At 60.4% G+C, this 25,408-nt stretch carries 23 protein-coding genes; 8 read left to right on the top strand and 15 right to left on the bottom strand.

What is annotated here, in order from left to right:
- Positions 1–48: 48 nt before the first annotated feature.
- The gene (locus KEM63_RS10940) at positions 49–1,485 is read right to left on the bottom strand and encodes an MFS transporter (protein ID WP_223651591.1); all 1,437 of its coding nucleotides are present in this window, start codon (positions 1,483–1,485) and stop codon (positions 49–51) included.
- Between the two features lie 406 nt (positions 1,486–1,891).
- On the opposite strand from KEM63_RS10940, the gene KEM63_RS10945 reads away from it, so the two are divergent.
- From KEM63_RS10945 to bfr, 3 genes are all read left to right on the top strand, one after another.
- Positions 1,892–2,302 carry an anti-virulence regulator CigR family protein gene (locus KEM63_RS10945; protein ID WP_223651593.1) on the top strand — a complete coding sequence of 137 codons (411 nt, stop codon included), beginning with the start codon at positions 1,892–1,894 and terminating at the stop codon, positions 2,300–2,302.
- Positions 2,303–2,377: 75 nt separating this feature from the next.
- Positions 2,378–2,587 (top strand): bacterioferritin-associated ferredoxin, encoded by a 210-nt coding sequence (locus KEM63_RS10950; protein WP_223651596.1) that lies wholly within the window; start codon positions 2,378–2,380, stop codon positions 2,585–2,587.
- A gap of 129 nt (positions 2,588–2,716) precedes the next feature.
- Positions 2,717–3,184, top strand: a complete 468-nt coding sequence (gene bfr, locus KEM63_RS10955; protein ID WP_223651598.1) for a bacterioferritin — start codon at positions 2,717–2,719, stop codon at positions 3,182–3,184.
- An 84-nt stretch (positions 3,185–3,268) separates the two neighbouring features.
- Here the strand turns inward: bfr and pyrF are convergent, their stop codons facing one another.
- The 12 genes from pyrF to mtnA all read right to left on the bottom strand — a co-directional run bounded on the left by pyrF (position 3,269) and on the right by mtnA (position 18,277).
- On the bottom strand, positions 3,269–3,964 hold the full coding sequence (gene pyrF / locus KEM63_RS10960; protein WP_223651600.1) for an orotidine-5'-phosphate decarboxylase: 696 nt from the start codon (positions 3,962–3,964) through the stop codon (positions 3,269–3,271).
- Positions 3,965–3,977: 13 nt separating this feature from the next.
- Positions 3,978–5,180, bottom strand: a complete 1,203-nt coding sequence (gene lapB, locus KEM63_RS10965; protein WP_223651602.1) for a lipopolysaccharide assembly protein LapB — start codon at positions 5,178–5,180, stop codon at positions 3,978–3,980.
- Positions 5,181–5,183: 3 nt separating this feature from the next.
- Positions 5,184–5,483, bottom strand: a complete 300-nt coding sequence (locus tag KEM63_RS10970; protein WP_223651604.1) for a lipopolysaccharide assembly protein LapA domain-containing protein — start codon at positions 5,481–5,483, stop codon at positions 5,184–5,186.
- 65 nt (positions 5,484–5,548) lie between these two features.
- Entirely contained in the window at positions 5,549–5,842 is a 294-nt protein-coding gene (gene ihfB, locus KEM63_RS10975; protein WP_083726708.1) for an integration host factor subunit beta, read from the bottom strand.
- Between the two features lie 240 nt (positions 5,843–6,082).
- Complete coding sequence (rpsA, locus tag KEM63_RS10980) at positions 6,083–7,765, bottom strand: 30S ribosomal protein S1 (protein ID WP_093393568.1); 1,683 nt, start codon at positions 7,763–7,765, stop codon at positions 6,083–6,085.
- Between the two features lie 151 nt (positions 7,766–7,916).
- Complete coding sequence (gene cmk / locus KEM63_RS10985) at positions 7,917–8,603, bottom strand: (d)CMP kinase (protein WP_223655862.1); 687 nt, start codon at positions 8,601–8,603, stop codon at positions 7,917–7,919.
- On the bottom strand, positions 8,603–10,846 hold the full coding sequence (locus KEM63_RS10990; protein ID WP_223651606.1) for a bifunctional prephenate dehydrogenase/3-phosphoshikimate 1-carboxyvinyltransferase: 2,244 nt from the start codon (positions 10,844–10,846) through the stop codon (positions 8,603–8,605). Before KEM63_RS10990 ends, cmk begins: the two co-directional genes overlap by 1 nt.
- Positions 10,839–11,951: a histidinol-phosphate transaminase gene (gene hisC / locus KEM63_RS10995; RefSeq protein ID WP_223651608.1), complete on the bottom strand. Its 1,113-nt coding sequence runs from the start codon at positions 11,949–11,951 to the stop codon at positions 10,839–10,841. The genes KEM63_RS10990 and hisC overlap by 8 nt, the downstream gene beginning before the upstream one ends.
- 86 nt (positions 11,952–12,037) lie before the next feature.
- Positions 12,038–13,135, bottom strand: coding sequence for a prephenate dehydratase (gene pheA / locus KEM63_RS11000; protein WP_223651610.1), 1,098 nt, complete (start codon positions 13,133–13,135; stop codon positions 12,038–12,040).
- 5 nt (positions 13,136–13,140) lie between these two features.
- Positions 13,141–14,223 (bottom strand): 3-phosphoserine/phosphohydroxythreonine transaminase, encoded by a 1,083-nt coding sequence (gene serC, locus KEM63_RS11005; RefSeq protein ID WP_223651611.1) that lies wholly within the window; start codon positions 14,221–14,223, stop codon positions 13,141–13,143.
- A gap of 7 nt (positions 14,224–14,230) precedes the next feature.
- The gene (gyrA, locus tag KEM63_RS11010; protein ID WP_223651614.1) at positions 14,231–17,017 is read right to left on the bottom strand and encodes a DNA gyrase subunit A; all 2,787 of its coding nucleotides are present in this window, start codon (positions 17,015–17,017) and stop codon (positions 14,231–14,233) included.
- A 180-nt stretch (positions 17,018–17,197) separates the two neighbouring features.
- Positions 17,198–18,277 (bottom strand): S-methyl-5-thioribose-1-phosphate isomerase, encoded by a 1,080-nt coding sequence (gene mtnA / locus KEM63_RS11015; RefSeq protein WP_223651616.1) that lies wholly within the window; start codon positions 18,275–18,277, stop codon positions 17,198–17,200.
- Positions 18,278–18,397: 120 nt separating this feature from the next.
- Here mtnA and KEM63_RS11020 point away from each other — a divergent pair, with 120 nt between their 5' ends.
- The 5 genes from KEM63_RS11020 (at position 18,398) to KEM63_RS11040 (ending at position 22,966) form a co-directional block, all read left to right on the top strand.
- Positions 18,398–19,738, top strand: coding sequence for a TRZ/ATZ family hydrolase (locus KEM63_RS11020; protein ID WP_223651618.1), 1,341 nt, complete (start codon positions 18,398–18,400; stop codon positions 19,736–19,738).
- On the top strand, positions 19,728–20,429 hold the full coding sequence (ubiG, locus tag KEM63_RS11025) for a bifunctional 2-polyprenyl-6-hydroxyphenol methylase/3-demethylubiquinol 3-O-methyltransferase UbiG (protein ID WP_223651620.1): 702 nt from the start codon (positions 19,728–19,730) through the stop codon (positions 20,427–20,429). Before KEM63_RS11020 ends, ubiG begins: the two co-directional genes overlap by 11 nt.
- Positions 20,430–20,431: 2 nt before the next feature.
- A complete protein-coding gene (locus tag KEM63_RS11030) occupies positions 20,432–21,100 on the top strand; it encodes an HAD-IA family hydrolase (protein ID WP_223651622.1) in 669 nt (222 codons plus the stop codon).
- A gap of 3 nt (positions 21,101–21,103) precedes the next feature.
- Positions 21,104–21,856, top strand: coding sequence for a YciK family oxidoreductase (locus KEM63_RS11035; RefSeq protein WP_223651624.1), 753 nt, complete (start codon positions 21,104–21,106; stop codon positions 21,854–21,856).
- 180 nt (positions 21,857–22,036) lie between these two features.
- On the top strand, positions 22,037–22,966 hold the full coding sequence (locus KEM63_RS11040) for a GGDEF domain-containing protein (RefSeq protein ID WP_223651627.1): 930 nt from the start codon (positions 22,037–22,039) through the stop codon (positions 22,964–22,966).
- Positions 22,967–23,010: 44 nt separating this feature from the next.
- On the opposite strand, the gene KEM63_RS11045 is transcribed toward KEM63_RS11040, so the two are convergent.
- Both KEM63_RS11045 and KEM63_RS11050 read right to left on the bottom strand, forming a co-directional pair.
- Positions 23,011–23,751: a SapC family protein gene (locus tag KEM63_RS11045; protein WP_223651629.1), complete on the bottom strand. Its 741-nt coding sequence runs from the start codon at positions 23,749–23,751 to the stop codon at positions 23,011–23,013.
- A gap of 30 nt (positions 23,752–23,781) precedes the next feature.
- Positions 23,782–25,395 (bottom strand): ShlB/FhaC/HecB family hemolysin secretion/activation protein, encoded by a 1,614-nt coding sequence (locus KEM63_RS11050; RefSeq protein WP_223651630.1) that lies wholly within the window; start codon positions 25,393–25,395, stop codon positions 23,782–23,784.
- Positions 25,396–25,408 lie beyond the last annotated feature (13 nt).

The following is a 25,408-nucleotide window of genomic DNA, read 5'->3' on the forward strand; positions in this document are numbered from 1 at the left end:
TGAATGACATGGCTCAGTCAAAGAGCCGGCCGCTCTGCCGGCTCAGGTTCAGGGACGCTCGCTGGCGAGCTCGAGGCGTGCGTTGCGGCGCAGTACCCACTGATGGATGCGCTCCTGGCGTTCGGAAGTGAGCGGATACTTCCAGGCAATGGCGAACGCAGTCATGTACAACGCCACAGGACCCAGAATGTACAGCACTCTCAACGCCAACAATTGCTGATCGGTGTGGACCGTTGCCTGGGCATCGAAGCCCACCAGTGACAACAATCCCAGCGAGAGCCCCAGACCGATGGCCATCGCCAGTTTGTGAGCCATGCCTGACATCGCGAAGAACAGTCCGGTGCGATGCTCCTTGCTGCGCGCCGTATCGAGGTCAACGATGTCGGCGAGCATGGATAACGGGAGGAACTGGAAGGCAGCGAAACAGAAACCTTTCAGGGCGAACATGATGGCGAATGGTACCAACTGACCTGCCTGCAGGAAGAACATGCCGAGGATGGCTGCGCTGGACATGCCCACCGCGACGCAGAACGCGCGGTGCTTGCCAATACGGCGGCCGAGAATCAGCCAGAATGGAATGCCCAGAATCCCGACGCCGAAATACAGCAGGTACATCATCCCGATGTAAGACTGGATCTGCAGCACGTGCTGCATGAAGAACACCGATAACGCATTGCGAAAGGATTCGCCCGTCACGATGATAAGCAGCATCAGCATCATGCGCTTGAACGGTCCGTTATTCTTCAGGACGCGCAGACCCTGTTTCCACTCGGTGCGCTGCACCGACTTGGGCGGAGCTTCCTTGACCATGGTAACGACCATGAACACGGTCAGCGGCAGCAGGATCAGCAACAGCCAGGCCATGGCCGCGAGAATGGGGCCGTAGCCGATACCCAGCTCGCCGTCGCGCCCCAGCAACCAGACCGCAAAATTCATCATGGCGCCGTCGGTGTCCCCCGCCTGATAGCGCTTACCGAGGCTCTGAACGATCGCAGGTGCCAGCGCCGCCAAGAACAGGCCTACCAGGACGAAACCTTCCCGCGAAGCGGTGACCCTGCTGCGCTGGTGGTACTCGGGAGACAACTCGGCCCCCCAGGCCCCGTAAGGCAGCGTGACCATCGTCCAGCCGAGATACATGATGACGGTCCATAACAGCAGATGGCCGACACCAACGCCGAGCGGCGGCATGAAGATCATGACCGTCCCTGCCAACATCAGCGGGACACCCATCAGCAACCAGGGCTTGCGTCGACCGATACGCGTCTGCCAGCGATCGCTCAGCGTGCCGATGAGGGGGTCGGTGATGACATCCGAGATGCGCGCGATCACCAGTACCATGGCCATGAGCGCCATGTTCAACCCTACTTCCTGTGCATAGAACGGTGGCAGGTACACGACCAATGGATAGCCGATGATGGCAAGGGGCATACCCACTGAACCGTGGATAAGAATGGTGGAGCGCTTAAGAACGCCGGACTGACTCATGCTTCTCTCCCCGCTGAGAACCGTGCAAGCTCCCGCAGGGCTTGCCTTGTTGTAGTTATTGCGTCTCTTCCTAAAGCTGGCACTGCGCTGTTGCGTTGGCGAGGTGCACATCGATTCTATTGCAGGGCAAGCGCTTTACAAGCGCTCTCACGGGCCGGGCACACACGCTGTTACACACCTTCTGAAGTGCCTCCCTCTACTGCGTGAGCGAACCAGACCGGGCGCGGCCTGCAGACATTATCAAGCCAGCTCATATCGATTATTCAGACTGATTATCCATCCATCGCCCGAACCGGGAACGCGTTCACAACCGTTCGCAAGACCATGGTGTGCTGGCGTGGCGCTTCGGCTATGATCATCGCGGGCACGTCACCTTGGCGGCCATATAGCCTGAAGGAGAACCACCATGGCCAAACAATCACTGGGTCGCGCTACGCTCGCACTGCTGACGGTCTCGGTCTGCCTCGCTGTGCAAGCGCAACCGCCGCATGACAAGCCCGGAAAGGGTCATCATCGCGAGAGCGCGAAGGGGCATCACCGCGAGTCGCCTTCGGTTACCGAATCGGTCATCAGGGAAGTGCTACGTGAATACGGACTATCCGCAAACAGCTCGGTCCGGACGCTGCCCCCGGGCATTCAGAAGAACCTGCAGCGAGGCAAGCCCCTGCCGCCTGGCATAGCCAAGAAGCTCGACCCCGGTCTGAGCGGTCGACTTCCACAATATCCCGGCTACGAATGGCGTCAGGCTGGCCGTGACCTGATTCTGGTCGCCGTCGCGACCGGTATCATCGAAGCGATCCTGGACGACGTTTTTTAAGCTGAAACGCTTTGACAACCATTCTCATTCCCACTACGATGCAGCCATCACCGACGTTTTCCTCCGGGAGGCTGCATGTACATCTGTCTTTGCAAGGGCGTGACCGATCATCAGATTCGCGATGCTATCGCTGACGGCGCCTGCAGCATGCGCGACTTGCGCGCTGCCCTGGATGTAGCCAATCAATGCGGAAAGTGCGGGCGTGATTGCAAGTCCCTGCTCGCCGAAAGCGCCGTGAGCAGCAGCCACACGACGGCCATGCCACAGCAGTGGGTGGCAGCTTAGCTTTCTCCCATTAGTGATAATCGTTATTAATCCTTTCTCATCAGACACTTACCCGCTCTCACGCATTTGACACGCACCCACCTCGAGACCACACTGAGCGATTGAAATCGCATCTTGAGGATTGCAGTCATGAAAGGCGACAGAACGGTCATCCAGCATCTGAACACCATCCTCGGCAATGAGCTGGTTGCCATCAACCAGTACTTTCTGCACGCGCGCATGCTGCAGGACTGGGGTCTCGACAAGCTCGGCGATCACGAGTATCACGAGTCGATCGACGAGATGAAGCATGCCGATCTGCTCACCAAGCGCATTCTGTTTCTGGAAGGCCTTCCCAACCTGCAGGATCTTGGCAAACTGCTGATTGGTGAGAACACGCGCGAAATACTCGAGTGCGACCTGCGACTGGAATTGAAGGGTATCCCTGACCTCAAGGTCGCCATCGCCTACTGCGAGAGCGTCGGAGATTATGGCAGTCGCGAGCTTCTGGAGAAGATTCTCGAGTCGGAAGAAGAGCATGTCGACTGGCTGGAAACGCAACTCAGCCTGATTGACAAGATCGGTATCGAGAATTATCAGCAGTCACAGATGAGTTGAGTACGCAGGCCCTTCCCGTTTCTGCGGAAGGGCCGTCAACGTCAAACGATCAGATGCGATCCGAGAAAGTCGACACCCACATCCCTAGCAGGACGCCAGTATAGCTTCCAGCGCAGCGGCCGGGTCATCCGAACGCGTGATGGGCCGACCTATGACGAGGTATGAGCTGCCATGCTCGAGGGCTTGCGCCGGCGTCACGATGCGCTTCTGATCGTCAGCATGCGCTTCCGCCGGGCGTATTCCGGGCGTTACCAGCAGAAAGTTGTCGCCCAGAGCGCTTCGCAGAGCCCGCGCTTCGCGTGCCGAACAGACCACACCGTCCAGACCGCATTCCTGAGTCAGCCGTGCCAGGCGCTGTACCTGCACCATCGGCTCGATATCCAGGCCGATTTCCTGCAGGTCGCTCTGCTCAAGGCTGGTCAGAACAGTGACTGCCGTCAGCAGCGGCCTATTGCCTGGGTAACGCTCCAGCAGCTCGCGACAGGCCTCCATCATGCTGCGACCGCCGCTCGCATGCACGTTGACCATCCACACGCCCAACTCGGCAGCAGCCTTCACGGCGCTTGAGGTGGTGTGCGGGATGTCGTGGAATTTGAGATCGAGAAATACTTCAAAGCCCTTGTACTGCAACGCCTCAACCACTGATGGCCCACTGGCTGTGAACAATTCCTTGCCCACCTTCACCCTGCAGCGCTGCGGATTCAGACGGTCGGCGAGCGCGAGGGCTGACTCAGCATCGGGATAATCCAATGCGACGATAATGGGGCTTTCAAACGGCATACTTCTTTCCTGTCTAGAGGTGCTCCGGCTTGCCAGCGGCAACCGGGACCGGCGTCTTTATCGGCCGGATTGTGGACCAACCGTGGCAGGTTGGGCATTGCCAGTGAAGACGGCGTCCCGAGAAGCCGCAAGCCTGGCAACGGTACTGATGCTTGTCCTGCAATAATCCCTCGACCACACCGCGGAGAATCAACAGATTTTCGCGACCGCGAGAGCCTACCTGGTCGCTATGCAAATCGATCAGATATCGCAAACCGTGCAAGGACGGCTGCTGCTGTATGTTGGCTACGACGTATCTGCTCGCTTCGATAACGCCCTGCTCGCGTTGGTACTGGTCCGCACGCGCCAGAATTGTTTCCACCTGCGGGGGATCACTCTCGCCGATAACGCCGTCCAGATAAGCGCTCAGATCTAGGGCGCCATTATCCGCGCAGCGTCGTGCGAGCGGCAAGACCTGGGGGACCAGATCGCCATCATGTTCGGCGAGTTGCTCCAACCAATGCGCCACTTCTATCGGGTTATCCTGGCCCTGCTCGAGTTCAGCCAGCATGATCATCGCGCGCGTGCAGGCCCGGTGCGACGCCAGTGCGTCCTTGAGATGTCGACGCGCAACCTGTATCTCGTCCCGCCGCAGCGCGGCCTGAGCGATCTCGCAATGGTAGTGCGCCAGTGTCACGGCAAAGGCCGGGCGCTCCTTGACCAGCTTGCGGCCTACTTCAACGGCGTTTGACCAGTCCCGTTCACGCTCGTAGATTCGTACCAGGTCAGCCAGGGCCTCGGCGCGCAGAGGCGATTTTGCCTCGATCAGCTCTTCCAGCAATCGCTGAGCCCGGTTGTGCAGGCCGACCGCGAGATAGTCCCGGGCAAGCTCGAACTGAACCCGATCGCCCTGCTCGCGTGTCAGGTTAGGGCGCGCAAGAAGGTTCTGATGCACTTTGATCGCGCGCTCCACATCGCCCCGCTGACAGAAGAGCTTGCCGATCGCGATGTGCGTTTCGACTGTCTCGGGATTGACCTCGAGCGCGCGGATAAAGGTTTCGATGGCCTCATCGGGTTGTTCGTTGAGTAGATAGTTCAAGCCGATGAAATACTGGCGATCAAGAGCACTACCATGGGGTTTGACCAGGAAGCCGACCTTGATCGCTTCGCGGCGGCCGAGCAACCATCCAATTGCAAGGGCCACCACGAACAGGGCGAGGAACAACAGTTCCTGCATGGATCAGCCTTGAATTGCCTGGGTCCGCAGGTTGTCGATTTCCTTACGGTAGCGATTGAGCTCGTTGTTCTGGGCCCGCAACCGAAGTCGCAGCCTTGTGGTGATCAGCCAGCCGACAAAAATACCCAGCAGACTACCGAGAATGAACGCAACGACGATGAACAGCGAAAGAGGCAGTGCGGGCGATTGAGCTTCGAGGAATTGCAGGGTGACTTCTTTCTGGTTTTCAAGCATGAAATCCAGCGTCGCCAGAGCCACGATCAGAAGGACGATGACCAGCGCAGCGCGCTTCAACCATTGCATTAGAGCACTCCAATCTGTCAATTGATCTGGAGTATAGCGCAGCCGCCCTGCGGCGTGTTGCCAGGTCAGGCGTTTTCCAAAGACTCGTTAACCCGGTCGCGCAGTTCCTTGCCCGGCTTGAAATGCGGAACGTATTTACCTTCGAGCTCGACGGCATCGCCGGTTTTGGGATTGCGACCGACACGCGGCGCTCGATAATGCAGAGAAAAGCTGCCAAACCCGCGTATTTCGATTCGCTCGCCGGTGGCTAGCGCCTGGGACATGTGTTCGAGCATGGTTTTGATAGCCAGCTCGACGTCCTTGGCCGATAACTGCCCCTGTTGCTCCACTATGCGCTCGATCAACTCCGACTTGGTCATGGTTTTTCCTTTTTTTTCAAGCGGCTAGATCCGTTTCGTTCGGTTTTACCACGCTTGACATCCGCAAGCAACCGAGTTCAGGCCACAGGCATCCGGCTTCGAGCGGGAAGCGAGGCCGCAACGCCGCCGCTTGAGCCACGCCGCGCGCAATTGACAGCCAGATACGCACGCCGTGCTCTTTCATCCAGGCACAAAAAAGGGCGACCGAAGTCGCCCTTTTCAGAAGGACAAAGGCGTCTATCAGTTGCCCTTGTTCTCCATCTGCTGCTTGATCAGGTCGCCGATAGTGGTCGGACCAGCGGCAGCCATTTCCTGCTGACGCAGACCCTGAATGGCTTCCTTCTCGTCTTCCACATCCTTGGCCTTGATCGACAGGCTGATGACGCGGCTCTTGCGGTCAACGCTGATGATCTTGGCTTCGACTTCGTCGCCGACGTTCAGTGCGTTACGCGCGTCTTCCACGCGGTCACGGCTGATTTCGGAAGCTTTCAACGTGCCTTCGATGTCGTCGCCCAGAGTGATTACAGCACCTTTGGCGTCAACTTCCTTGACGGTACCGGTAACGATGGTGCCCTTCTCGTTCAGCGAAACGAAGTTGGAGAACGGATCGTCTTCCAGCTGCTTGACGCCCAGGGAGATACGCTCGCGCTCCGGATCGACCGACAAGATGACGGTTTCGATCTCGTCGCCCTTCTTGAAACGGCGTACTGCTTCTTCGCCAGTCTCGTTCCAGGAGATGTCGGACAGGTGAACCAGACCGTCGATGCCGCCGTCCAGACCAATGAAGATACCGAAATCGGTGATCGACTTGATCGAGCCGGAGATCTTGTCGCCCTTGTTGAACTTGCTGGAGAACTCTTCCCACGGGTTCATCTTGCACTGCTTGATGCCCAGGGAGATACGACGACGATCTTCGTCGATGTCCAGAACCATGACTTCCACTTCATCGCCGACCTGTACGACCTTCGACGGATGGATGTTCTTGTTGGTCCAGTCCATTTCGGACACGTGTACCAGGCCTTCCACACCCTCTTCCAGCTCGGCGAAGCAGCCGTAGTCGGTGAGGTTGGTGACCTTGGCATTGACGCGGGTGCCTTCCGGATAGCGACCGGTGATAGCGACCCATGGATCTTCGCCCAGCTGCTTCAGGCCCAGCGATACGCGGTTGCGCTCGCGGTCGAACTTCAGGACCTTGACGTCGATCTCGTCACCAACGTTGACGATTTCGGAAGGATGCTTGATGCGCTTCCAGGCCATGTCGGTGATGTGCAGCAGGCCATCTACGCCGCCCAGGTCGACGAACGCGCCGTAATCGGTGAGGTTCTTGACGATACCCTTGACGACCTGGCCTTCCTGCAGAGTTTCCAGCAGGGCTTCACGCTCGGCGCTGTTCTCGGCTTCGAGTACTGCGCGACGGGAAACGACAACGTTGTTGCGCTTCTGGTCGAGCTTGATGACCTTGAATTCGAGTTCCTTGCCTTCCAGGTGGGTGGTGTCGCGCACAGGGCGGACATCGACCAGCGAACCCGGCAGGAACGCGCGGATGGTGTTGACGTCGACGGTAAAGCCACCCTTGACCTTGCCGTTGATGACACCCTTGACGATTTCTTCTGCGGCGAAAGCTGCTTCGAGGACCTTCCAGGATTCGGCGCGCTTGGCCTTCTCACGGGAGAGCTTGGTTTCACCAAAACCGTCTTCTACGGCGTCCAGTGCAACGTGTACCTCATCACCCACATTGATCGTGAGCTCGCCCTGATCGTTAAGGAACTGCTCACGTGGGATGACACCCTCGGATTTCAGGCCGGCGTGAACGGTGACCCAGTCAGAGTCGATGTCCACAACGATACCGGTGATGATGGAGCCTGGCTCCATATCAAGGGTTTTCAGGCTTTCTTCAAAAAGTTCGGCAAAGCTTTCGCTCATTTGGATTCCTGTAAAAAAGTAAAGAGGCAGCAACCGCCTGGCCGCTAAATCGCGCGCCCTGCAGCCAACTTGCCCGCCACGCTACCAGCTTGCGTGGGTTGATTATGCAAAACACCCCCGCCGGTGCGCTGGTTACCCGGTGGGGGACTACTTAGCCCACCAGATCGCGCTTGAGCGCTTCTGCGTGGACACGTTCTAGGACTTCTTCGATGTTCATGCTGGTGGAGTCGATCAGAATCGCATCGTCTGCGGGCCTCAGGGGCGCAACAGCACGGTTCATATCCCGCTCATCTCGAGCAACAATCTCATCAAGAAGACTCGCCAGACTAGCAGGTTGACCCTTCTGCAGCAACTGCTTGTGGCGCCGTTCGGCGCGTTCCTGCGAGCTGGCGGTCAGATACACTTTCAGCTGGGCATCGGCGAACACCACCGTACCCATGTCGCGACCATCCGCGACCAGTCCAGGAGCCTCGCGGAACGCACGCTGCCTCTCCAGCAGCGCGGCGCGAACGGCAGGCAGCGCGGCGACCTGTGAGGCACCGGCACCGACTTCTTCGCCGCGGATAGCGCGGGTCACGTCCTCACCTTCCAGGACGATGTGCTGCTCGCTGCCTTCGCCCGCCACGAACTGAACATCCAGGTGCGCCGCCAGCCGCGTCAACGTTTCTTCATTGGTGTAATCCACGCCGTGGTTGCGGGCGGCAAACGCCAGCAGGCGATAGAGCGCGCCGGAATCGAGCAGATTCCAGCCCAAACGCCTGGCCAGCAATCCGGCGATGGTGCCCTTGCCCGATCCACCGGGCCCGTCGATGGTGATGACCGGCACAGTCTGTTGAATCATTCGCTCTCCTCCATCCGCACCTGGATACCGACGGACTGAGCCAGTCCGACGAAGTCAGGGAACGATGTTGCGACGTTGGCACAGTCGGTGATGACGATGTCGCCCTGCGCGCGCAGCGAGGCAACGCTGAATGACATCGCGATGCGGTGATCTCCGTGGCTGTCCACCTTGCCGCCATGAATGACTCCACCGTCAATGATGATTCCGTCGGCGGTCGCCTCGGCGCGAACACCCAAAGTCTGGAGCCCGTCAGCCATGACCTGGATGCGGTCCGACTCCTTGACGCGCAACTCTTCCGCGCCGCGAAGGATGGTACGTCCTTCGGCGCATGCGGCGGCGATGAACAGTACCGGGAACTCATCGATGGCCAGCGGCACCTGATCCAGCGGGATATCGATGCCTTTGAGCGGTGCATGACGGATACGCACGTCGGCGACCGGCTCTCCGCCGACCTCCCGCTCGTTCTGCAGCGTCAGGTCCGCCCCCATCGCACGCAGGATGTTGATGACGCCTATACGGGTGGGATTGATGCCGACATGTTCCAGCAGAAGGTCGGAGCCTTCGGCGATGCTTGCAGCGACCATGAAGAAGGCCGCAGAGGAAATATCTGCAGGCACGTCGATCTTGCAGGCCGTGAGCGTGTGACCGGGCTCGATGGTCACCGTCGCACCGTCTACGCGCACCGGGTAGCCGAAACCGCGAAGCATTCGTTCGGTGTGGTCACGCGTCGGCGCTGGCTCGGTGACCGAGGTGCTGCCGGCGGCGTAGAGCCCTGCAAGGAGCATGCAGGACTTGACCTGGGCACTGGCCATCGGCATCACGTAGTCCATGCCCATCAGCTTGTGCCCACCCTTGATGCGTAGTGGCGGTCGCCCCTCCGCGGCCGTGTCGATCTCGGCACCCATTTCCCGCAGAGGCTTGGCAATACGTGCCATGGGCCTTTTGGACAGCGATGTGTCGCCAGTAAGAGTAGTGTCAAAGGCCTGCGCAGCCAGCAAACCGGATAACAGCCTCATCGATGTGCCGGAGTTGCCCACATACAGTGGCCCGGGCGGCGCCTGCAGCCCATGCAGGCCGACTCCATTGATCGTCACTCGACCCTGGTGCGGACCTTCAATCACCACGCCCATGTCACGGAAAGCCTGGAGAGTCGCAAGGCTGTCTTCGCCCTCCAGGAAGCCTTCGACCTCGGTGACACCCTCGGCCAGCGAACCCAGCATGATCGAGCGATGGGAGATGGACTTGTCACCGGGAACCCGGGCGGAGCCCTGCACGCGGCCACCCGGACTGGCAATGAAACGGATCGATTGAGTCTGCATAGGTTCCATATAGGCTCTTTTGGCCAGTATCGTACTGAAATGTTCTCGCGCCGACTTGGCGCGGGTAAAGACGCCCAGCAGCGCGTTGGCGTCCCGCTCGGCGACAGCTTCGCGCAACCGCGTCAGATCGCGAGTGAAGGCGTCGAGGCTGCGCAGTACCGCATCGCGATTAGCCATGAAGACGTCTCTCCACATCACCGGATCACTCGCCGCGATGCGGGTGAAATCGCGAAAGCCGCCCGCCGCGTAACGAAATATCTCCATGTTTTCACTGCGCGCGGCCAGCGTATCGACAAGCGAAAACGCCAACAGATGCGGCAGGTGGCTGGTCGCGGCAAGCACCTCGTCATGGTCCTCGACAGTCATCAGCTCGACATCGGCGTCCAATGAACGCCACAAACGCGTGATGAGTGCGACCGCCTGATCACTGGTGTGTTCAAGCGGCGTAAGAATGACCTTGTGCCGACCGAACAGAGTGCCTCGCGCCGCCTCGATGCCACTCTTCTCCGAGCCAGCTATGGGATGCCCGGGCACAAACAGCGCGGGCACGTCGCCGAATGCCTGCTCTACAGCGCGGACGACCGCCCCCTTGGTGCTGCCAACGTCGGAGATCACCGCAGACCCCAGATCAAGCTTGGCGAGATGCGACAGCACACTCTCCATGGCCAGAACCGGGACGGCAAGCATGATCACGTCCGCTTCATGCACCGCCTCCTCGAGGGTCGCCGCCATTCGGTCGACCACACCCAGCGGCTGAGCCAGGCGTCGCGTCAGCGGGTCTGGATCGCACCCGACAATTTCGCCGCACAGCCCGCTTTCTCGCAGCCCCTTGGCGAAGGAGCCACCAATCAGACCCAGGCCTACCACGGCCAGACGGCCGATTATGGCGTTCGAGCGTGACAGTGCGCTTACGTCAGACACTGGCAAGTACCCTGGCCAGCGCGTCGAGGAAGCGCTGATTCTCGTTCTTCAGGCCTATCGTGACGCGCAGATGGTTCGGCATACCGTAGTTGGCCACGGGACGCACGATTACACCCTCGCGCAGCAGCGCCTGAAACACAGGAGCCGCCTCGCGCCGCAGATCGACGGCGATGAAGTTGCCGCGCGATGGAATCCAGTCCAGTCCCATGTCGGCGAGGCCGGCTTCCAGCTGCAGCATTCCCTGCCGATTGACGACACGGCTTTCGCCAAGATAGTTGACATCTCCCAGCGCAGCCACCGCCGCAGCCAGTGCCAGACTGTTGACATTGAACGGCTGCCTGACCCGATTCATGGCATCGGCAATAGCCGGGTCGCTTATGGCGTATCCGACGCGCAGCGCCGCCAGGCCATAGGCTTTGGAAAAGGTGCGCGAGACCAGTAGATTCGGACGGCTGGAGACATAGTCGAGCCCGCTCGGCATATCGCTGGCTTCGACGTACTCGGTGTATGCCTCGTCCAGCACCACTATGACGTTTTCAGGCACGCGCTCCAGAAACGCTTCGAGATCGCCACGGCTGATCCAGGTACCCGTCGGATTGTTCGGGTTGGCAATGAACACCAGCCGCGTGGCAGGCGTGAGCGCATCGGCCATTGCGGACAGGTCGTGCCCCCAGTTTTTTGCTGGCACGACGATCGCTTTGGCCCCAACGGCCTGAGTCACGATCGGATAGACGGCGAAGGCGTGCTCACTGAACACCACCTCATGCTGAGGGCCGACAAAGGCACGGGTGATCAGTTCGAGAATATCGTTCGAGCCGTTCCCCAGCGTAATCATCGCCGGAGGGACGTCAAAACGCTCGGACAGTGCCTGTTTCAGCGCGAAGCCGTTGCCGTCGGGATAGCGCGTGAGCTCAGGCAGCGCAGCCTGGATGGCCTGGACCGCCAGCGGGCTCGGGCCGAGCGGGTTTTCATTGCTCGCGAGCTTGACGATGTCTGACGGATTCAGACCCAACTCGCGCGCCAGTTCCTCAACCGGTTTGCCGGGAACGTAGGGGGATAGCTTCTGAACGCCCGGCTGGGCCAGGGCGAGAAAATCACAACTCATTACACAAGCCTCAAGCTAAAAGCTTCAAGCCACAAGCGACGTTGGCTGTCTGTTGCAGCATGTCACCCATGGCTTGAGGCGGCGTTTCAGAGAACCGCTTTCGGATAGGACCCGAGCACCTTCAGCGCCACCGACTCCTCGTTGATCTTTTCCAGTACATCCTTGATCAACGGGTCGGCGTGGTGGCCAAAGAAATCGATGAAGAACACGTACGTCCACTTGCCGCTTCGGGACGGCCGCGTTTCGATCCGCGAGAGGTCGATGCCATTGGTGTGAAAAGGCTGTAGCAGCGAGTGCAATGCACCCGGCTTGTTGCGCATCGACACGATGATCGAGGTCTTGTCGTCGCCAGTCGGGGGCACGGACTGACTGCCGATGATCAGAAAGCGCGTGGAGTTGTCCGGACGATCCTCGATCTTTTCGGCAATCTTGGTCAGCCCGTACAGTTCACATGCCATGTCGCCGGCAATCGCCGCCGAATTCCACTCGCCCTTTACCCGGCGCGCGGCATCGGCATTGCTGCTGACTGCAACACGCTCGACGTTGGGGTAATGCGCGTCCAGCCATTTCCGGCATTGGGCCAGAGACTGCGCGTGCGAGTACACCCGCGAAATCTTGTCGGTCTTGGTGTTCTCACCGACCAGCAGGTGGTGATGAATGCGCAGCTCCACCTCGCCGCAGATCACCATGTCGTGTTCGAGAAAGCTGTCCAGCGTGTGGTTGATGGCACCTTCGGTAGAGTTCTCCACCGGAACCACGCCGAACTGTACGGCACCTGCTGCCACTTCACGGAAAATCTCGTCGATAGCCGCCATCGGGACGCTGATGACAGAGTGCCCGAAATGCTTGATCGCAGCTGCCTGGGTGAATGTGCCTTCAGGACCGAGATACGCCACACGCAGGGGCTCCTCAAGCGCCAGGCAGGCGGACATGATCTCGCGGAACAGACGCGCCATTTCTTCGTTGTCCAGCGGGCCCTTGTTCAGCTCCATGATGTGCTTGAGCACCCAGGCTTCGCGCTCCGGCCGGTAGAACACGGGCTTGGTGCCCTCCGGCAGTGACTTCTGCTTCACCTGGGCCACAGTCTGAGCGCAGGCCGCGCGCTCGCTGATCAACTCCATGATCCGTTCATCGATCGAGTCAATGCGATTGCGCAGGGCCTTGAGTTGAGCTTCGTCTGACATGATGATCAACCGTGCTGCTTTTCGAATTCGGTCATGTAGTCGATCAGAGCATCGACTGCGCTCTCCGGCACCGCGTTGTAGATCGAGGCACGCATGCCACCAACTGAACGATGACCTTTCAGGTTCAGCAGGCCCCGCTGTTCGGCTCCGGCAAGAAATGGCTTGTCCAGGCGATCATCAGCCAGCCGGAACGGGATATTCATCCAGGAACGATCGGCGATATTGATCGGATTGCTGTACAACCCGCTGGCGTCGATAGCGGCATACAGCTTGCGCTGCTTGGCCTGATTGACCCGTTCCATCGCCTCGAGGCCGCCCTGCTCCTTCAGCCACTGGAAGATCAGGCCCGACAGATACCAGGCGAAGGTTGGCGGGGTGTTGTACATGGAGCCGTTTTTGGCCGCCACGCTGTAATCGAGCATGGTCGGGCAACTGGCGCGCGCGTCGCCCAGCAGATCTTCCTGCACGATGACCACCACCAGCCCGCTGGGACCGATGTTTTTCTGCGCGCCCGCATAGATGAGGCCGAACTTCGACACGTCCAGCGGACGCGACAGAATGGTCGACGACATATCTGCAACCAGCGGCTTGTCTACCTCAGGAATCCAGCCGAACTCGAGACCGCCAATGGTTTCGTTCGGCGTGTAATGGACATAGCTGGCCTTGTCGGACAGCTGCCAGTCATTCTGCCCGGGAATCGCGAAGTAGTCGGTCGACCTCGCCGATGCGGCGATATTGACGTGCCCATAGCGGGACGCCTCCTCGATTGCCTTGGCAGACCAGATGCCAGTGTCGATATAGTCCGCGCTTCCGCCCTCGGGCATGATGTTCAGCGGAATCTGAGCGAACTGCTGACTGGCCCCGCCCTGCAGGAAGAGCACCTTGTAGTCGGAAGGTATCGTCAACAGATCACGCAGGTCCTGTTCCGCCTGCTCGGCGATACCGACGAACTCGTCGCTGCGATGGCTCATTTCCATCACGGACAAGCCCTTTCCCTGCCAGTCCAGCAGGTCCGCCTGAGCCCGCTGGAGCACAGGCTCCGGCAACGCCGCCGGACCTGCACAGAAATTGAACAGTCGGTTGCTCACGTCAGAATTACTCCTGATCCCGGTCGTCGGCCGCAGGCGTCTCGTCGCCGCCGTCGACAATATCTTCATCACCCAATGCCGGCGCGCCCTCGTCAAGCTCGCCGACCATCTCGATCACGTCACCCTCTTCCAGCTCCGATGGCTCCTGCACACGCTCAAGGCCGACCAGCTTCTCGCTCGGAGCCAGCTTTATCAGCGTCACGCCCTGCGTGTTGCGCCCCATCACGCGCACCTCGGAAACCCGGGTACGAACCAGCGTACCCTGGTCGGAAATCAGCATGATCTCTTCGTTCTCGAGTACCTGTGCCGCACCGACCAGATTGCCATTACGCTCGTTGGTCATCACCGCGATGATGCCCTGGGTGCCACGACCTTTCTTGGTGAACTCTTCCAGCGGCGTCCGCTTGCCGAAGCCGCGCTCGGTGGCCAGCAGGATTTCGCCTTCGCTGGTGCCCTCCGCAGCGACGATCAGCGACACCACGCGAGCCTCTTCCGCCAGCCGAATGCCGCGCACACCGGCTGCAGTACGACCCATCGAGCGAACCTTGGCCTCGTCGAAACGCGCCGCCTTGCCGTTGGAGGCGAACAGCAGAACATCACTGTTTCCGTCAGTCAGGGCAACCTTGACCAGCTCATCGCCTTCGCTCAGACGAATGGCGATCTTGCCCTTCTGCAGCTGGAAGGCGAACTCCTTCAGCGGCGTCTTCTTCACCGTGCCGCATGCCGTGGCCATGAATACGAAGGGACCGCGGGTCTTCTCGATCGGCGCGACCGTGTCGTCGCCCTCCTCGCTTTCCACCTCAAGCACGACCGAGGCTGCATCCGTCTCGTCGCCGGCAGTGCCCTCTTCTTCGGCCTGCTTGATCAGCGCGTCGATATCCACCGGCAACATGGTAGTAATGCGCTCGCCTTCGGACAGCGGCAGCAGGTTGACCAATGGACGACCACGCGCGGTACGCGAAGCTTCGGGAATTTCGTAGGTTTTCAGCCAGTAGACCTTGCCCTTGCTGGAGAACAGCAACAGCGTGGTGTGGCTGTTGGCGACCAGCAGATGCGAGACATAGTCCTCGTCCTTGACGCCGGTCGCCGCCTTGCCACGGCCACCCCGGCGCTGGGCCTGATAGTCGGCAAGGCGCTGGCTCTTGGCGTAACCGCCATGAGAAATGGTCACCACGCGATCTTCTTCGGTGATCAGGTCCGCCAGACTCAAATCCAGGCGCGACGCGACGATCTCGGTGCGCCGTGCATCACCGTAGTTGTCCCGAATCTGCTCGAGCTCTTCAACGATGACCTCCATCAGCCGCTCCTGGCTGTTGAGGATGCGCAGCAGCTCGCCGATCTGCACCAGAATTTCCTGATACTCGGTCAGCAGTTTCTCGTGCTCGAGGCCAGTCAGACGGTGCAGTCGCAGTTCCAGAATGGCCTGGGCCTGTTCGGGCGACAGGTAGTACTTGCCCTCGCGCAGCCCGAACTGTTCGGCCAGACCGTCCGGGCGGCAGGATTCGGCGCCGGCGCGCTCGACCATCTCGACCACCGCGCCTGGCTCCCAGGCGTGGGCGATCAGACGCTCCTTGGCTTCCGCTGGAGTCGGCGACTGCTTGATCAGCTCGATGACCGGGTCGATATTCGACAGGGCGACCGCCTGCCCTTCGAGAATGTGACCGCGTTCGCGCGCCTTGCGCAGCTCGTACACCGTGCGGCGGGTAACCACTTCGCGGCGGTGACGAATGAATGCATCGAGCAATTCTTTCAGATTGAGGATTTTCGGCTGGCCGTCGAGCAGGCCGACGATATTGATGCCGAAGACGTTCTGCATCTGCGTCTGCGCGTACAGATTGTTCAGCACCACCTCGGCGACTTCGCCCCGACGCAGCTCGATGACCACGCGCATGCCATCCTTGTCGGACTCGTCACGCAGCTCGCTGATGCCTTCGAGCTTCTTTTCCTTGACCAGCTCGGCGATCTTCTCGATCAGGCGAGCCTTGTTCAACTGATACGGCAGCTCGCTGATGATGATCTGCTGGCGACCACCGACCTTGTCGATGTCTTCGATTTCGCAGCGCGCTCGTACATAGATCCGGCCACGGCCGGTCTTGTAGGCTTCGACGATGCCCGCGCGGCCGTTGATGATGCCCGCGGTCGGGAAGTCCGGACCCGGGATGTGCTCCATCAACTCGTCGATGGTCATGTCCGGATTCTTGATCAGCGCCAGACAGCCGCTGATGACTTCGGTCAGGTTGTGCGGCGGAATGTTCGTCGCCATACCCACCGCGATACCGCTGGACCCGTTGACCAGCAGATTCGGCACCTTGGTGGGCAGGACCGCCGGGATCTGCTCGGTGCCGTCATAGTTGGGCACCCAGTCGACGGTTTCCTTGTCCAGATCCGCCAGCAGCTCATGGGCGAGCTTGGTCATGCGGATTTCGGTGTAACGCATCGCCGCGGCGTTGTCGCCATCGACCGAGCCGAAGTTGCCCTGACCATCGACCAGCAGATAGCGCAGTGAAAACGGCTGCGCCATACGGACGATGGTGTCGTATACGGCAGAGTCGCCGTGCGGGTGATATTTACCGATCACGTCGCCGACGACACGCGCGGACTTCTTGTATGGCTTGTTCCAGTCGTTGTTCAGCTCGCTCATGGCGAACAGAACACGACGGTGAACCGGCTTCAGACCGTCACGCACATCGGGCAGCGCGCGGCCGACGATGACGCTCATGGCGTAGTCGAGGTACGACTGCTTCAGTTCATCTTCGATATTGACTGGAAGGATTTCTTTGGCCAGTTCACCCATGAAACGGCATTCCTTTTATTGTCGGCAACCTGACGCTGCCCCTAGCGTTAGTGCGGCGCATGCGGCCCCGTGGCAGAGGCTCGGTCAAAGCCGGAAATCATACCACACAGAGTGCTGTGCAGGGAGCCGCATGACAGGTGGAAGCGGGACCAGGGCGAGTGCAGAACAAGCACGGTCCGGTCAGTGCAGATGGCGATGACTGACCAGATCAGCGAGCTTTCGCGCATCAGGGCGCTCGACAATGCCGCGCTCGGTCACGATGGCGTCGATCAGATCCGCAGGTGTGACGTCGAAGGCGGGATTGAAGGCCGGCACACCGGCGTCGAGCCGACGATTGCCGACGATCAGCACGTCGTCGGAATCGCCTTCGTCAAGCTGGGCATCATCCCCGACCTCGAGCGCCGGGTCGATCGCCGAACTGGGCGCGACAACCATGAAACGCAGCCCGTGATGCATGGCCAGGATCGATAGCGCGTAGGTGCCTATCCTGGCTATCACGTCTCCGTTCGCCGCGATGCGCTCTGCGCCGACAATGACCCAGGTGATATCCATCGTTTTCATCAGATGGCCTGCTGCGGCGTCGACATTCAGCACCGCCGGAATGCCCTCTCGCGCCAGCTCCCAGGCGGTCAGACGTGCACCCTGCAACCATGGACGCGTCTCATCGACATAGACCTGCTCGACCAGCCCGGCATCGTGCGCCGCACGCACCACTCCGAGCGCAGTGCCATAGCCTCCGGAGGCCAGGGCACCTGCGTTGCAGTGCGTGAGCAATCGCTGACGTGTCTTGTGATGCCGGCGGATCAGCTGCATGCCGAGCTTGCCCATGGTGCGATTGGCTTCCAGGTCGCTCTCATGTATCGACACCGCCGCACGAGCGAGCTCGGCCGGGACATCCGCACCGGGGAGCAGCCGCTGAAGGCGCTCGCGCATCATGCGCAGCGCCCATGACAGGTGCATCGTGGCGGGACGCGTGGCCGCGAGCAGGGTGAAATCCGCCTCCAGAGCCTTGCTCCAGTCCTCTGCCTCACCCAGCCGCCGCGCCGCGAGCGCGATGCCGTAAGCAGCGGCGATGCCGACTGCGGACGCTCCGCGCACAGCCATCACATGGATCGCCTCGGCCACCTCGGCTGCATCTGAACAGTCGACATAGCTTTCTTCACCCGGGAGCAGACGTTGATCGATCAGGCGCAGCGAGTCCCCCCGCCATTCGATGGCCCGCACCTGAGGTTCTGCGACGAGCTGTTGTTGAGGCTGCATACCGGACTCCAGAAGCAAACCGGCAGTATACCGCTCCTGACTGCTTCCGTAATGAATTGTGACTGCATGCCAGCAGGCCCGGCGCTATACTGCGCGGCTATGAAACAGAGCGAATTACCGATGACTGCGCTACCTGAACGCATCGACATGTTGATCGAGGCGCGCTGGATCGTGCCCGTGGTACCTGCCGGGGTGATTCTCGAGGACCACTGCCTGGCCATCCACCAGGGCCGCATCGTCGGCCTGCCAAGCCAGGCCAGCGCTGCCGACATCAATGCCGACAAACGCTTGCAGCTTGGGGAGCAGGTGCTGATACCCGGCCTGGTGAACGCCCATACCCACGCGGCGATGAGCCTGTTTCGCGGCCTGGCAGACGACCTGCCCCTGATGAGCTGGCTCAACGACCACATCTGGCCTGCTGAAGCACGATGGGTCAACGAAGCCTTCGTGCGCTGCGGCGCTTCACTGGCCATAGCCGAAATGCTCCGCGGTGGCACCACCTGTTTCGCCGACATGTATTTCTTTCCTGAGGTAACGGCACGAGTTGCCATGGAAAGCGGCATACGCGCACAGGTAGCCTTCCCCATCATTGACAATCCCATTCCCGGGGCCAAGGACAGCGCCGAGGCGATCAGCAAGGGGCTGCGGCTGCACGACGAGGTCAAGCACAATGGTCTGGTGCAGGTTGCCTTCGGCCCGCATGCGCCCTACACCGTCGGCGACGAGGTGCTCAACCGGATCCGCACGCTTGCCGACGAGCTGGACCTGCCGATTCAGATGCATATTCACGAGACCGCATTCGAAGTCGAGGAAGGTGTGCGCCAGACCGGGCTGCGGCCACTGCAGCGGCTCGACCAGCTGAATCTGGTGACCCCGCGCCTGCAGGCCGTGCACATGACCCAGGTCAACGATGACGACGTGACGATGCTGGGAGAATTAGGCGTAAGCGTCATCCATTGCCCGGAATCGAACCTCAAACTGGGAAGCGGCTTTTGCCCTGTACAGCGGCTGCTCGATGCAGGTGTCAACGTGGCGCTGGGTACCGATGGCGCAGCCAGCAACAACGACCTGGACATGCTTGGCGAGATGCGCACCGCCGCCTTGCTGGCCAAGGGGCTCACCGGACAGCCTACCGCCGTGGATGCGCATACCGCGCTGCACATGGCCACGCTGGGCGGTGCGCGGGCGCTGTGCCTGGGCGATGAGATCGGCTCGCTTGAGCCGGGGAAGTCGGCCGATATCGTGGCAATCGACCTGTCGGGCGTCGCACAGCAGCCGGTATACAACCCGTTATCGCAGATTCTGTACAGCGCTTCCGCGGCTCAGGTGTCCCACGTATGGGTAGCCGGAAAGGCCCGTGTGAAGGACGGACAACTGCTCGGCATGGACCTGCCGGGCATCCTCGCCGAAGCCCGCGAATGGGCGCGAGACATCAAACAGGGGGATCAGCATGACGATTAACGTCGATCGGGCAGAAATCGCCAAGTTCGAAGCACTGGCCAGCCGCTGGTGGGACCGCAATAGCGAGTTCAAGCCGTTGCACGAGATCAATCCGCTGAGAACCAACTGGATCGATCAACGCGCTCCGCTGGCCGGAAAGGAAGTGCTGGACATCGGCTGCGGCGGCGGCATCCTTGCCGAAGCGATGGCGCTGCGCGGTGCGAAGGTAACCGGCATCGACATGGGCGAAGCGCCACTGGCGGTCGCTCGCCTCCATCAGCTCGAATCAGGCGTCGAGGTGGAGTACGAACAGAGCACCGCCGAGGCCTTCGCAGAGCGGCACGCCGGCCGATACGATGTCGTGACCTGCCTGGAGATGCTCGAGCACGTGCCTGACCCATCCTCGGTCATTCGTGCCTGCGCGCAGCTGGTCAAGCCCGGCGGCCATGTCTTCTTCTCGACCATCAATCGCAATCCCAAGGCGTTCCTGTTTGCCATTGTCGGCGCGGAGTACGTGCTGCGGATGCTGCCACGGGGGACACATGAGTTCGCCAAGTTCATCCGCCCTGCCGAACTCGGCTCCTGGAGCCGGGATGCCGGGCTGGCGCTGCAGGACATTACCGGTCTGACGTACAACCCGCTGACGCGTCAATACAAGCTGGCTCCCGACGTTGACGTGAACTACATGATTCACTGCCAGCGCGGAGTCTGATCATGCTCACCAGCGTCCTGTTCGACCTGGATGGCACCCTGCTCGATACTGCCGGTGACTTCATGGCCATCATCCAGGCAATGCGGGCCGATCGCGGGCTTTGCGCAGTCGATCCGGAGCGGGTGCGGCCTGCCGTGTCCAATGGCTCCGTGGGGATGATCTGCGCAGCGTTCGACATCCGCCCGGATCAACCCGGTTTTGACGAGCTGCGCGACGACTTTCTGAATCGCTATGAAGCTGACCTGGCGCTGTTCACCCGGCCCTTCCCGGGTATTTCCCCGCTCCTCGACTGGCTGGACGATCAACAGTTGCCGTGGGGCGTTGTCACCAACAAGCTAAGCCGATTCAGCATGCCGCTCATGGAAGAGATGGGCCTGGCACGGCGCTGCAGCGCGCTGGTCTGTCCCGATCAGGTGACCATGAGCAAGCCCCACCCGGAGCCGGTACTCAAGGCATGCAGTGCGATGCGGGTCGAACCGAAACACTCGGTTTTCATTGGTGATCATCTGCGCGACATTCAGGCCGGACGCGCCGCCGGCATGCCGACCGTCGCTGCGTTGTATGGCTATTTGCCGATCGGCGACGACCCCGCCCTGTGGGAAGCGTCGCACAGTGTCACCAGCGCCGCCGATCTTCGGCCGTGGCTGGAACAGCGCCTCAAGGAGAAGTAGCAAATGTTCGAATATTCAGCGCCCGCAGACGTGCTCAAGGGTCGGGTAATTCTGATTACGGGAGCCGGAGATGGAATCGGTCGAGCCTGCGCGCTGAGTTGCGCGGCCCATGGCGCAACGGTGGTTTTGCTGGGAAAGACGCTCGCCAAGCTTGAAGAAGTGTATGACCAGATCGAGGCTAACGGTCATCCTCAACCCGCCATCTGCCCACTGAATCTCGAGACGGCGGTCGAAAAGGACTATGACGATCTGGCCGACCAGCTGTTCGAGACATTCGGCAAACTTCACGGGCTCGTGCACAACGCCGCGTTGCTGGGCCCGCGAACGATGCTCGACAACGTCAAGACCGACGCCTGGTTGCAGCTCATGCAGGTAAACGTCAACGCCCCGTTCATGCTGACCAAGGCGATGATGCCGCTATTGCGTGCTGCGAGTGACGCGTCAATTGTCTGCGTGTCGTCCACGGTTGGCCGCAAGGGCCGTGCCTACTGGGGCCCGTATGCAGTAAGCAAGTTCGCACTCGAGGGATTCATGCAGGTACTGGCGGACGAACAGGATGGCACCAGTGCCATACGCGTCAACAGCATCAACCCCGGTGCCACACGGACGGCCATGCGAGCCAAGGCCTACCCTGGTGAGCCGCCGGAGAAGAACCCTGAACCCGCAGAGATCACTCCGGCTTTCCTGTATCTACTGGGTCCTGAAAGCGCCTCGGTGAACGGACAGGCGCTGGATGCGCAACAGGGGCGCCCATAATCTGACGCGGCAGCGCTGAACGTCGCAACGGCCCTCCAGCAGGCGGCAAGATCTTGCCGCCCTCCTTGGTTCACACGCCTTCGAACCGCCGTAACCCTCTGAATTAAATAGCCTTGCCCGTGATGGCACACAACCTGCAGAGGTATCGCCATTCGCTGCTTCACGTCAAGGACACCCGTGATGTCATCAATCCAGGGCAATACTATCGACTTCGACTCCGCCAGGCTCAAGCTGAGCCAGGCCAACTCTGCGGCTGCGCCGCCGAAGCGGGCCGTATCGCGGCCTGTGCCGGTAGCCGCCGTCCTGCAACGTCTGACGCAATTACTGCAGACCACGCTGGAGCTTGATCGTCTGTTGGACATCTTCCACCAGGAGCTGGCTCGCTGTCTGGCCGTGGACGGCATGGAGTATCGCAATGATGGCCGGCGCTTTCATCTCCGCTACGGTCAGAGTGCCACGCACCGTTGCAGTTATCGCATTACCCACGCCGGCGAGTATCTCGGTGACCTGCAGTTCAGCCGCCAGAAGCGTTTTGGTGAAGTCCAGCTGGCGAGTCTCGAGACGTTGATTGGCAGCCTGCTATATCCGTTGCGCAATGCTCTGATGTATCACGAGGCGGTGAGCAGCGCGTTGAGCGACACGCTCACCAATACCGGCAACCGCCTGGCGCTCAGCCAGGCTCTGGATCGGGAAGTGCAGCTATCCATTCGGCACCGCACGCCACTATCGCTGCTTGTTGTCGACATCGATCATTTCAAGCAGATCAATGATCGCTTCGGCCACGCCTACGGCGATGAGGCTTTGAAGGCGATGGCAAGCTGCACGCACGACTGTCTCCGGGCGGTCGACAGTCTGTTCCGGCTGGGAGGGGAGGAATTCGTGGTATTGCTCAACAATACCGATCTTGCTTCAGCGCGCATCGTTGCAGAACGCATCCGTCGCGCGATCGAAGCGATGCAGTTTGAAATTGATGGTCAGCCGATATGCATGACGGTAAGCCTGGGTGCGGTCATGCGCCAGCCTGAAGAGACCAGCCGCGACCTCATCGACCGCTGTGACAAGTTGATGTACCTGGCCAAGCAGTCCGGACGGAACCGGGTGATGGTCTGACCCGATTCAGGAGCCGAACGCAGGGCTCGGCTCCTTGTCGACTATCAGTGCCTGGTCGAGGCGCTGGTTTTGGATTCCAGGTAATGCTCGAACAGTTGATTGGCGTTACCGAGTGACATCAGATGGGCGTAGATCCAGCCCAGAAAGCCCTGCCGATGCAGCGAAAGAACCTTGTCTTCCGCCAGCTGCAAAAACTTTTCCTCATCCACGGCAAGGAAGTCGCGCAGCATGAAGGTCTCACCACTGGCATGGGCCAGCTTCAGGGTGCGCGGTGCCAACAGATCCAGTTCGATTAGGGTTGCAACGAACTGCCGGGTACGCTGCATCTCAGCGGTGAAGTTCTGCAGGAACTGAATCATCTCGTTCAGATAATCGCTGTTTTCGCCCGCCTCGGTAAACAACTCGCGGCCTTCTTCGCTGTTCCAGCCCCGGTAGGCCTCATCGAAACAGACGGTGAACTGCTCGTCTTCGCCCTGCGCCAGCACGAACGGATAGCGGCGAATAAAGGCCGGTACATAAGTGTTGGCCTGCCACTGACCATCTTTCTGCAGGTAGCTATTCTGGCCTTCCTTGAGCCCGAGCAGAGCGATCGGGCTGGTGCTCTCGCCCTCGCCGACGAAGACGATCGGATACGCACGTGCCGCCTGAAAGAATTCCAGGCCAGCCAGGGGAACGATATGTGTCGACTCGGCGAAACGGCAATCGCCGGTAGTCTTCAGCTTCAGCGACTTGTGCTCGTCGCGATTGAGTGCCTTGATTTCCTTGTACAGCAGCAGCGTTGACATCCTTTTTTCTCCAAAACACTTTGATGATTTCTAGCGAATGACGATCTGTAGCATCGCCTGGCCGCTGTCCTGATCTGGTACCACCTCTTCCATTGCCGCGGCCGCAATGAGATTGGCTGATACATGCTTGCCCCACTGCATGTTCAGCCCGAGTCCGGCGCTGGCTAGATCGACATCCTCGCTGCCCAGCTGCATGGCGCGTCCGTAATCGAGAAACACATAGGGACGCCAGCGTTTGCTGATATTCCAATGCGTTTCCAGAGAAACATGCGCTCCCCACGGGGCGGCTATGATGCCCGGGTCGTAGCCGCGCATATTGCTCAATCCGCCGAACTGCTTGAGCAGGGCCGACGGCAGCTCGTCGTCCTTGGTCGCGTACTGCCAGCCCAACTTGCCGACCAGCTCGAAGCGCTCTCCCAGCGGCCGTGCCGCGTAGGTATCACCATCAAGCAGAGTGAAGCTGCCACTGTCGCCGGTGACCTTGTTGTCAGTCGCAGCCTGACGCACGCGCTGCTCGTATCTGACATACCAGGGCGCCGCGCGGTACTCGAAGCGACCGCTCAGTACGGCTTCCTGAATATCGACTTCACTCAGCGGAACGCCTTCGATTGTCGTCTCGGAATTCTGGAATGTATAGGCCACCCCGCCCAACAGCAGCCACTTTTCCGACAGCTGCCACGGGTGGTCATAGCCCAGCCCATAGTTGGTCGAATCACCCTCGATGTTCAGATCGGCCAACGGACCACGTTCGATCTGCAGGCTGTTTGCGCCAGCCTCGACCCAGGCGACACCATTGCTGCGGTTTACCGGTCGCGAGTACCGCAGGTTGTAGTACTGAGTGCCGCGGGTGGCGACCAGCATCACCCCCAGATTGTCTGCCACGCCGGTAGGTGAAAACCAGTTCAGTGTGCCGCCGTACTGCTCACGACCCGTACTTTCATTACCGTAGTTGTTGACGAACAGCGACCAGGCCCAGGGGTCCGGCTCGAACGCTTCGATGTCCACCCGGGTCGTGCCGAAGCGCTCGCCGGGAGCAAGTCCCGCGCTGAGCTGCGGGCCAGGAGTCGTGGCATTGAAGCGGCGGATCGACTCGATAAGCATAGGGCTATCAAGCGTGGCACCTTCTTCAAGTTGCAAACGCTGGCGGTAGAAGGCGTCGCGAACCCTGCGCTCGCCCGAGAACTGCACACCGTCAACTTTCGATTCGACCAGGACGATACGCAGGATGCCGTTCTCCAACGACTGCGGCGGAATGATCGCTCGCGCGGTCAGCTGTCCCGCTTCGCTGTACTGGCTGTTGATGGTGCGAACCAGCTCATTCAGATCGGCAAAGGTTATCGGCCGACCTACATATCGCTCGGCAACCGCCTGGAGCTCGGCCTTCTCGAGGAACGTCGAGGCATTGAACGAGATGCTCTCCAGTTCGAACTCAGGACTTTCCGACGGCAGCGCATCGCCTTCTGCCGGCTGCTCGCCGCGGAGCGCCGGCACCTCGATGCGCCGGGCACGATTCTCGATGACTCGCTGTCTCTGCTGCTCCTCAATCTGATCACGCACCAGCCCGGGATCGACCTGCCCCGGGGGCAGGGCCTGGGCCCATGCCGAGCCGCCGAACAACTCGGCACCGACCATGACCCCCAGCACGATTCCTTTCCTG

Origin of the sequence: Halopseudomonas nanhaiensis, assembly GCF_020025155.1 — a bacterium.
Lineage (GTDB): Bacteria > Pseudomonadota > Gammaproteobacteria > Pseudomonadales > Pseudomonadaceae > Halopseudomonas > Halopseudomonas nanhaiensis.

Coding starts and splice junctions, on each gene's coding strand:
- KEM63_RS11040 (WP_223651627.1), top strand. CDS start 22,037: ATGTCATCAATCCAGGGCAATACTATCGACTTCGACTCCGCCAGGCTC.
- mtnA (WP_223651616.1), bottom strand. CDS start 18,277: ATGCAGCCTCAACAACAGCTCGTCGCAGAACCTCAGGTGCGGGCCATC.
- KEM63_RS10950 (WP_223651596.1), top strand. CDS start 2,378: ATGTACATCTGTCTTTGCAAGGGCGTGACCGATCATCAGATTCGCGAT.
- KEM63_RS10970 (WP_223651604.1), bottom strand. CDS start 5,483: ATGCAATGGTTGAAGCGCGCTGCGCTGGTCATCGTCCTTCTGATCGTG.
- KEM63_RS11030 (WP_223651622.1), top strand. CDS start 20,432: ATGCTCACCAGCGTCCTGTTCGACCTGGATGGCACCCTGCTCGATACT.
- rpsA (WP_093393568.1), bottom strand. CDS start 7,765: ATGAGCGAAAGCTTTGCCGAACTTTTTGAAGAAAGCCTGAAAACCCTT.
- KEM63_RS10945 (WP_223651593.1), top strand. CDS start 1,892: ATGGCCAAACAATCACTGGGTCGCGCTACGCTCGCACTGCTGACGGTC.
- gyrA (WP_223651614.1), bottom strand. CDS start 17,017: ATGGGTGAACTGGCCAAAGAAATCCTTCCAGTCAATATCGAAGATGAA.
- KEM63_RS10940 (WP_223651591.1), bottom strand. CDS start 1,485: ATGAGTCAGTCCGGCGTTCTTAAGCGCTCCACCATTCTTATCCACGGT.
- lapB (WP_223651602.1), bottom strand. CDS start 5,180: ATGCAGGAACTGTTGTTCCTCGCCCTGTTCGTGGTGGCCCTTGCAATT.
- pyrF (WP_223651600.1), bottom strand. CDS start 3,964: ATGCCGTTTGAAAGCCCCATTATCGTCGCATTGGATTATCCCGATGCT.
- pheA (WP_223651610.1), bottom strand. CDS start 13,135: ATGTCAGACGAAGCTCAACTCAAGGCCCTGCGCAATCGCATTGACTCG.
- KEM63_RS11020 (WP_223651618.1), top strand. CDS start 18,398: ATGACTGCGCTACCTGAACGCATCGACATGTTGATCGAGGCGCGCTGG.
- ihfB (WP_083726708.1), bottom strand. CDS start 5,842: ATGACCAAGTCGGAGTTGATCGAGCGCATAGTGGAGCAACAGGGGCAG.
- KEM63_RS11045 (WP_223651629.1), bottom strand. CDS start 23,751: ATGTCAACGCTGCTGCTGTACAAGGAAATCAAGGCACTCAATCGCGAC.
- hisC (WP_223651608.1), bottom strand. CDS start 11,951: ATGAGTTGTGATTTTCTCGCCCTGGCCCAGCCGGGCGTTCAGAAGCTA.
- ubiG (WP_223651620.1), top strand. CDS start 19,728: ATGACGATTAACGTCGATCGGGCAGAAATCGCCAAGTTCGAAGCACTG.
- bfr (WP_223651598.1), top strand. CDS start 2,717: ATGAAAGGCGACAGAACGGTCATCCAGCATCTGAACACCATCCTCGGC.
- KEM63_RS11035 (WP_223651624.1), top strand. CDS start 21,104: ATGTTCGAATATTCAGCGCCCGCAGACGTGCTCAAGGGTCGGGTAATT.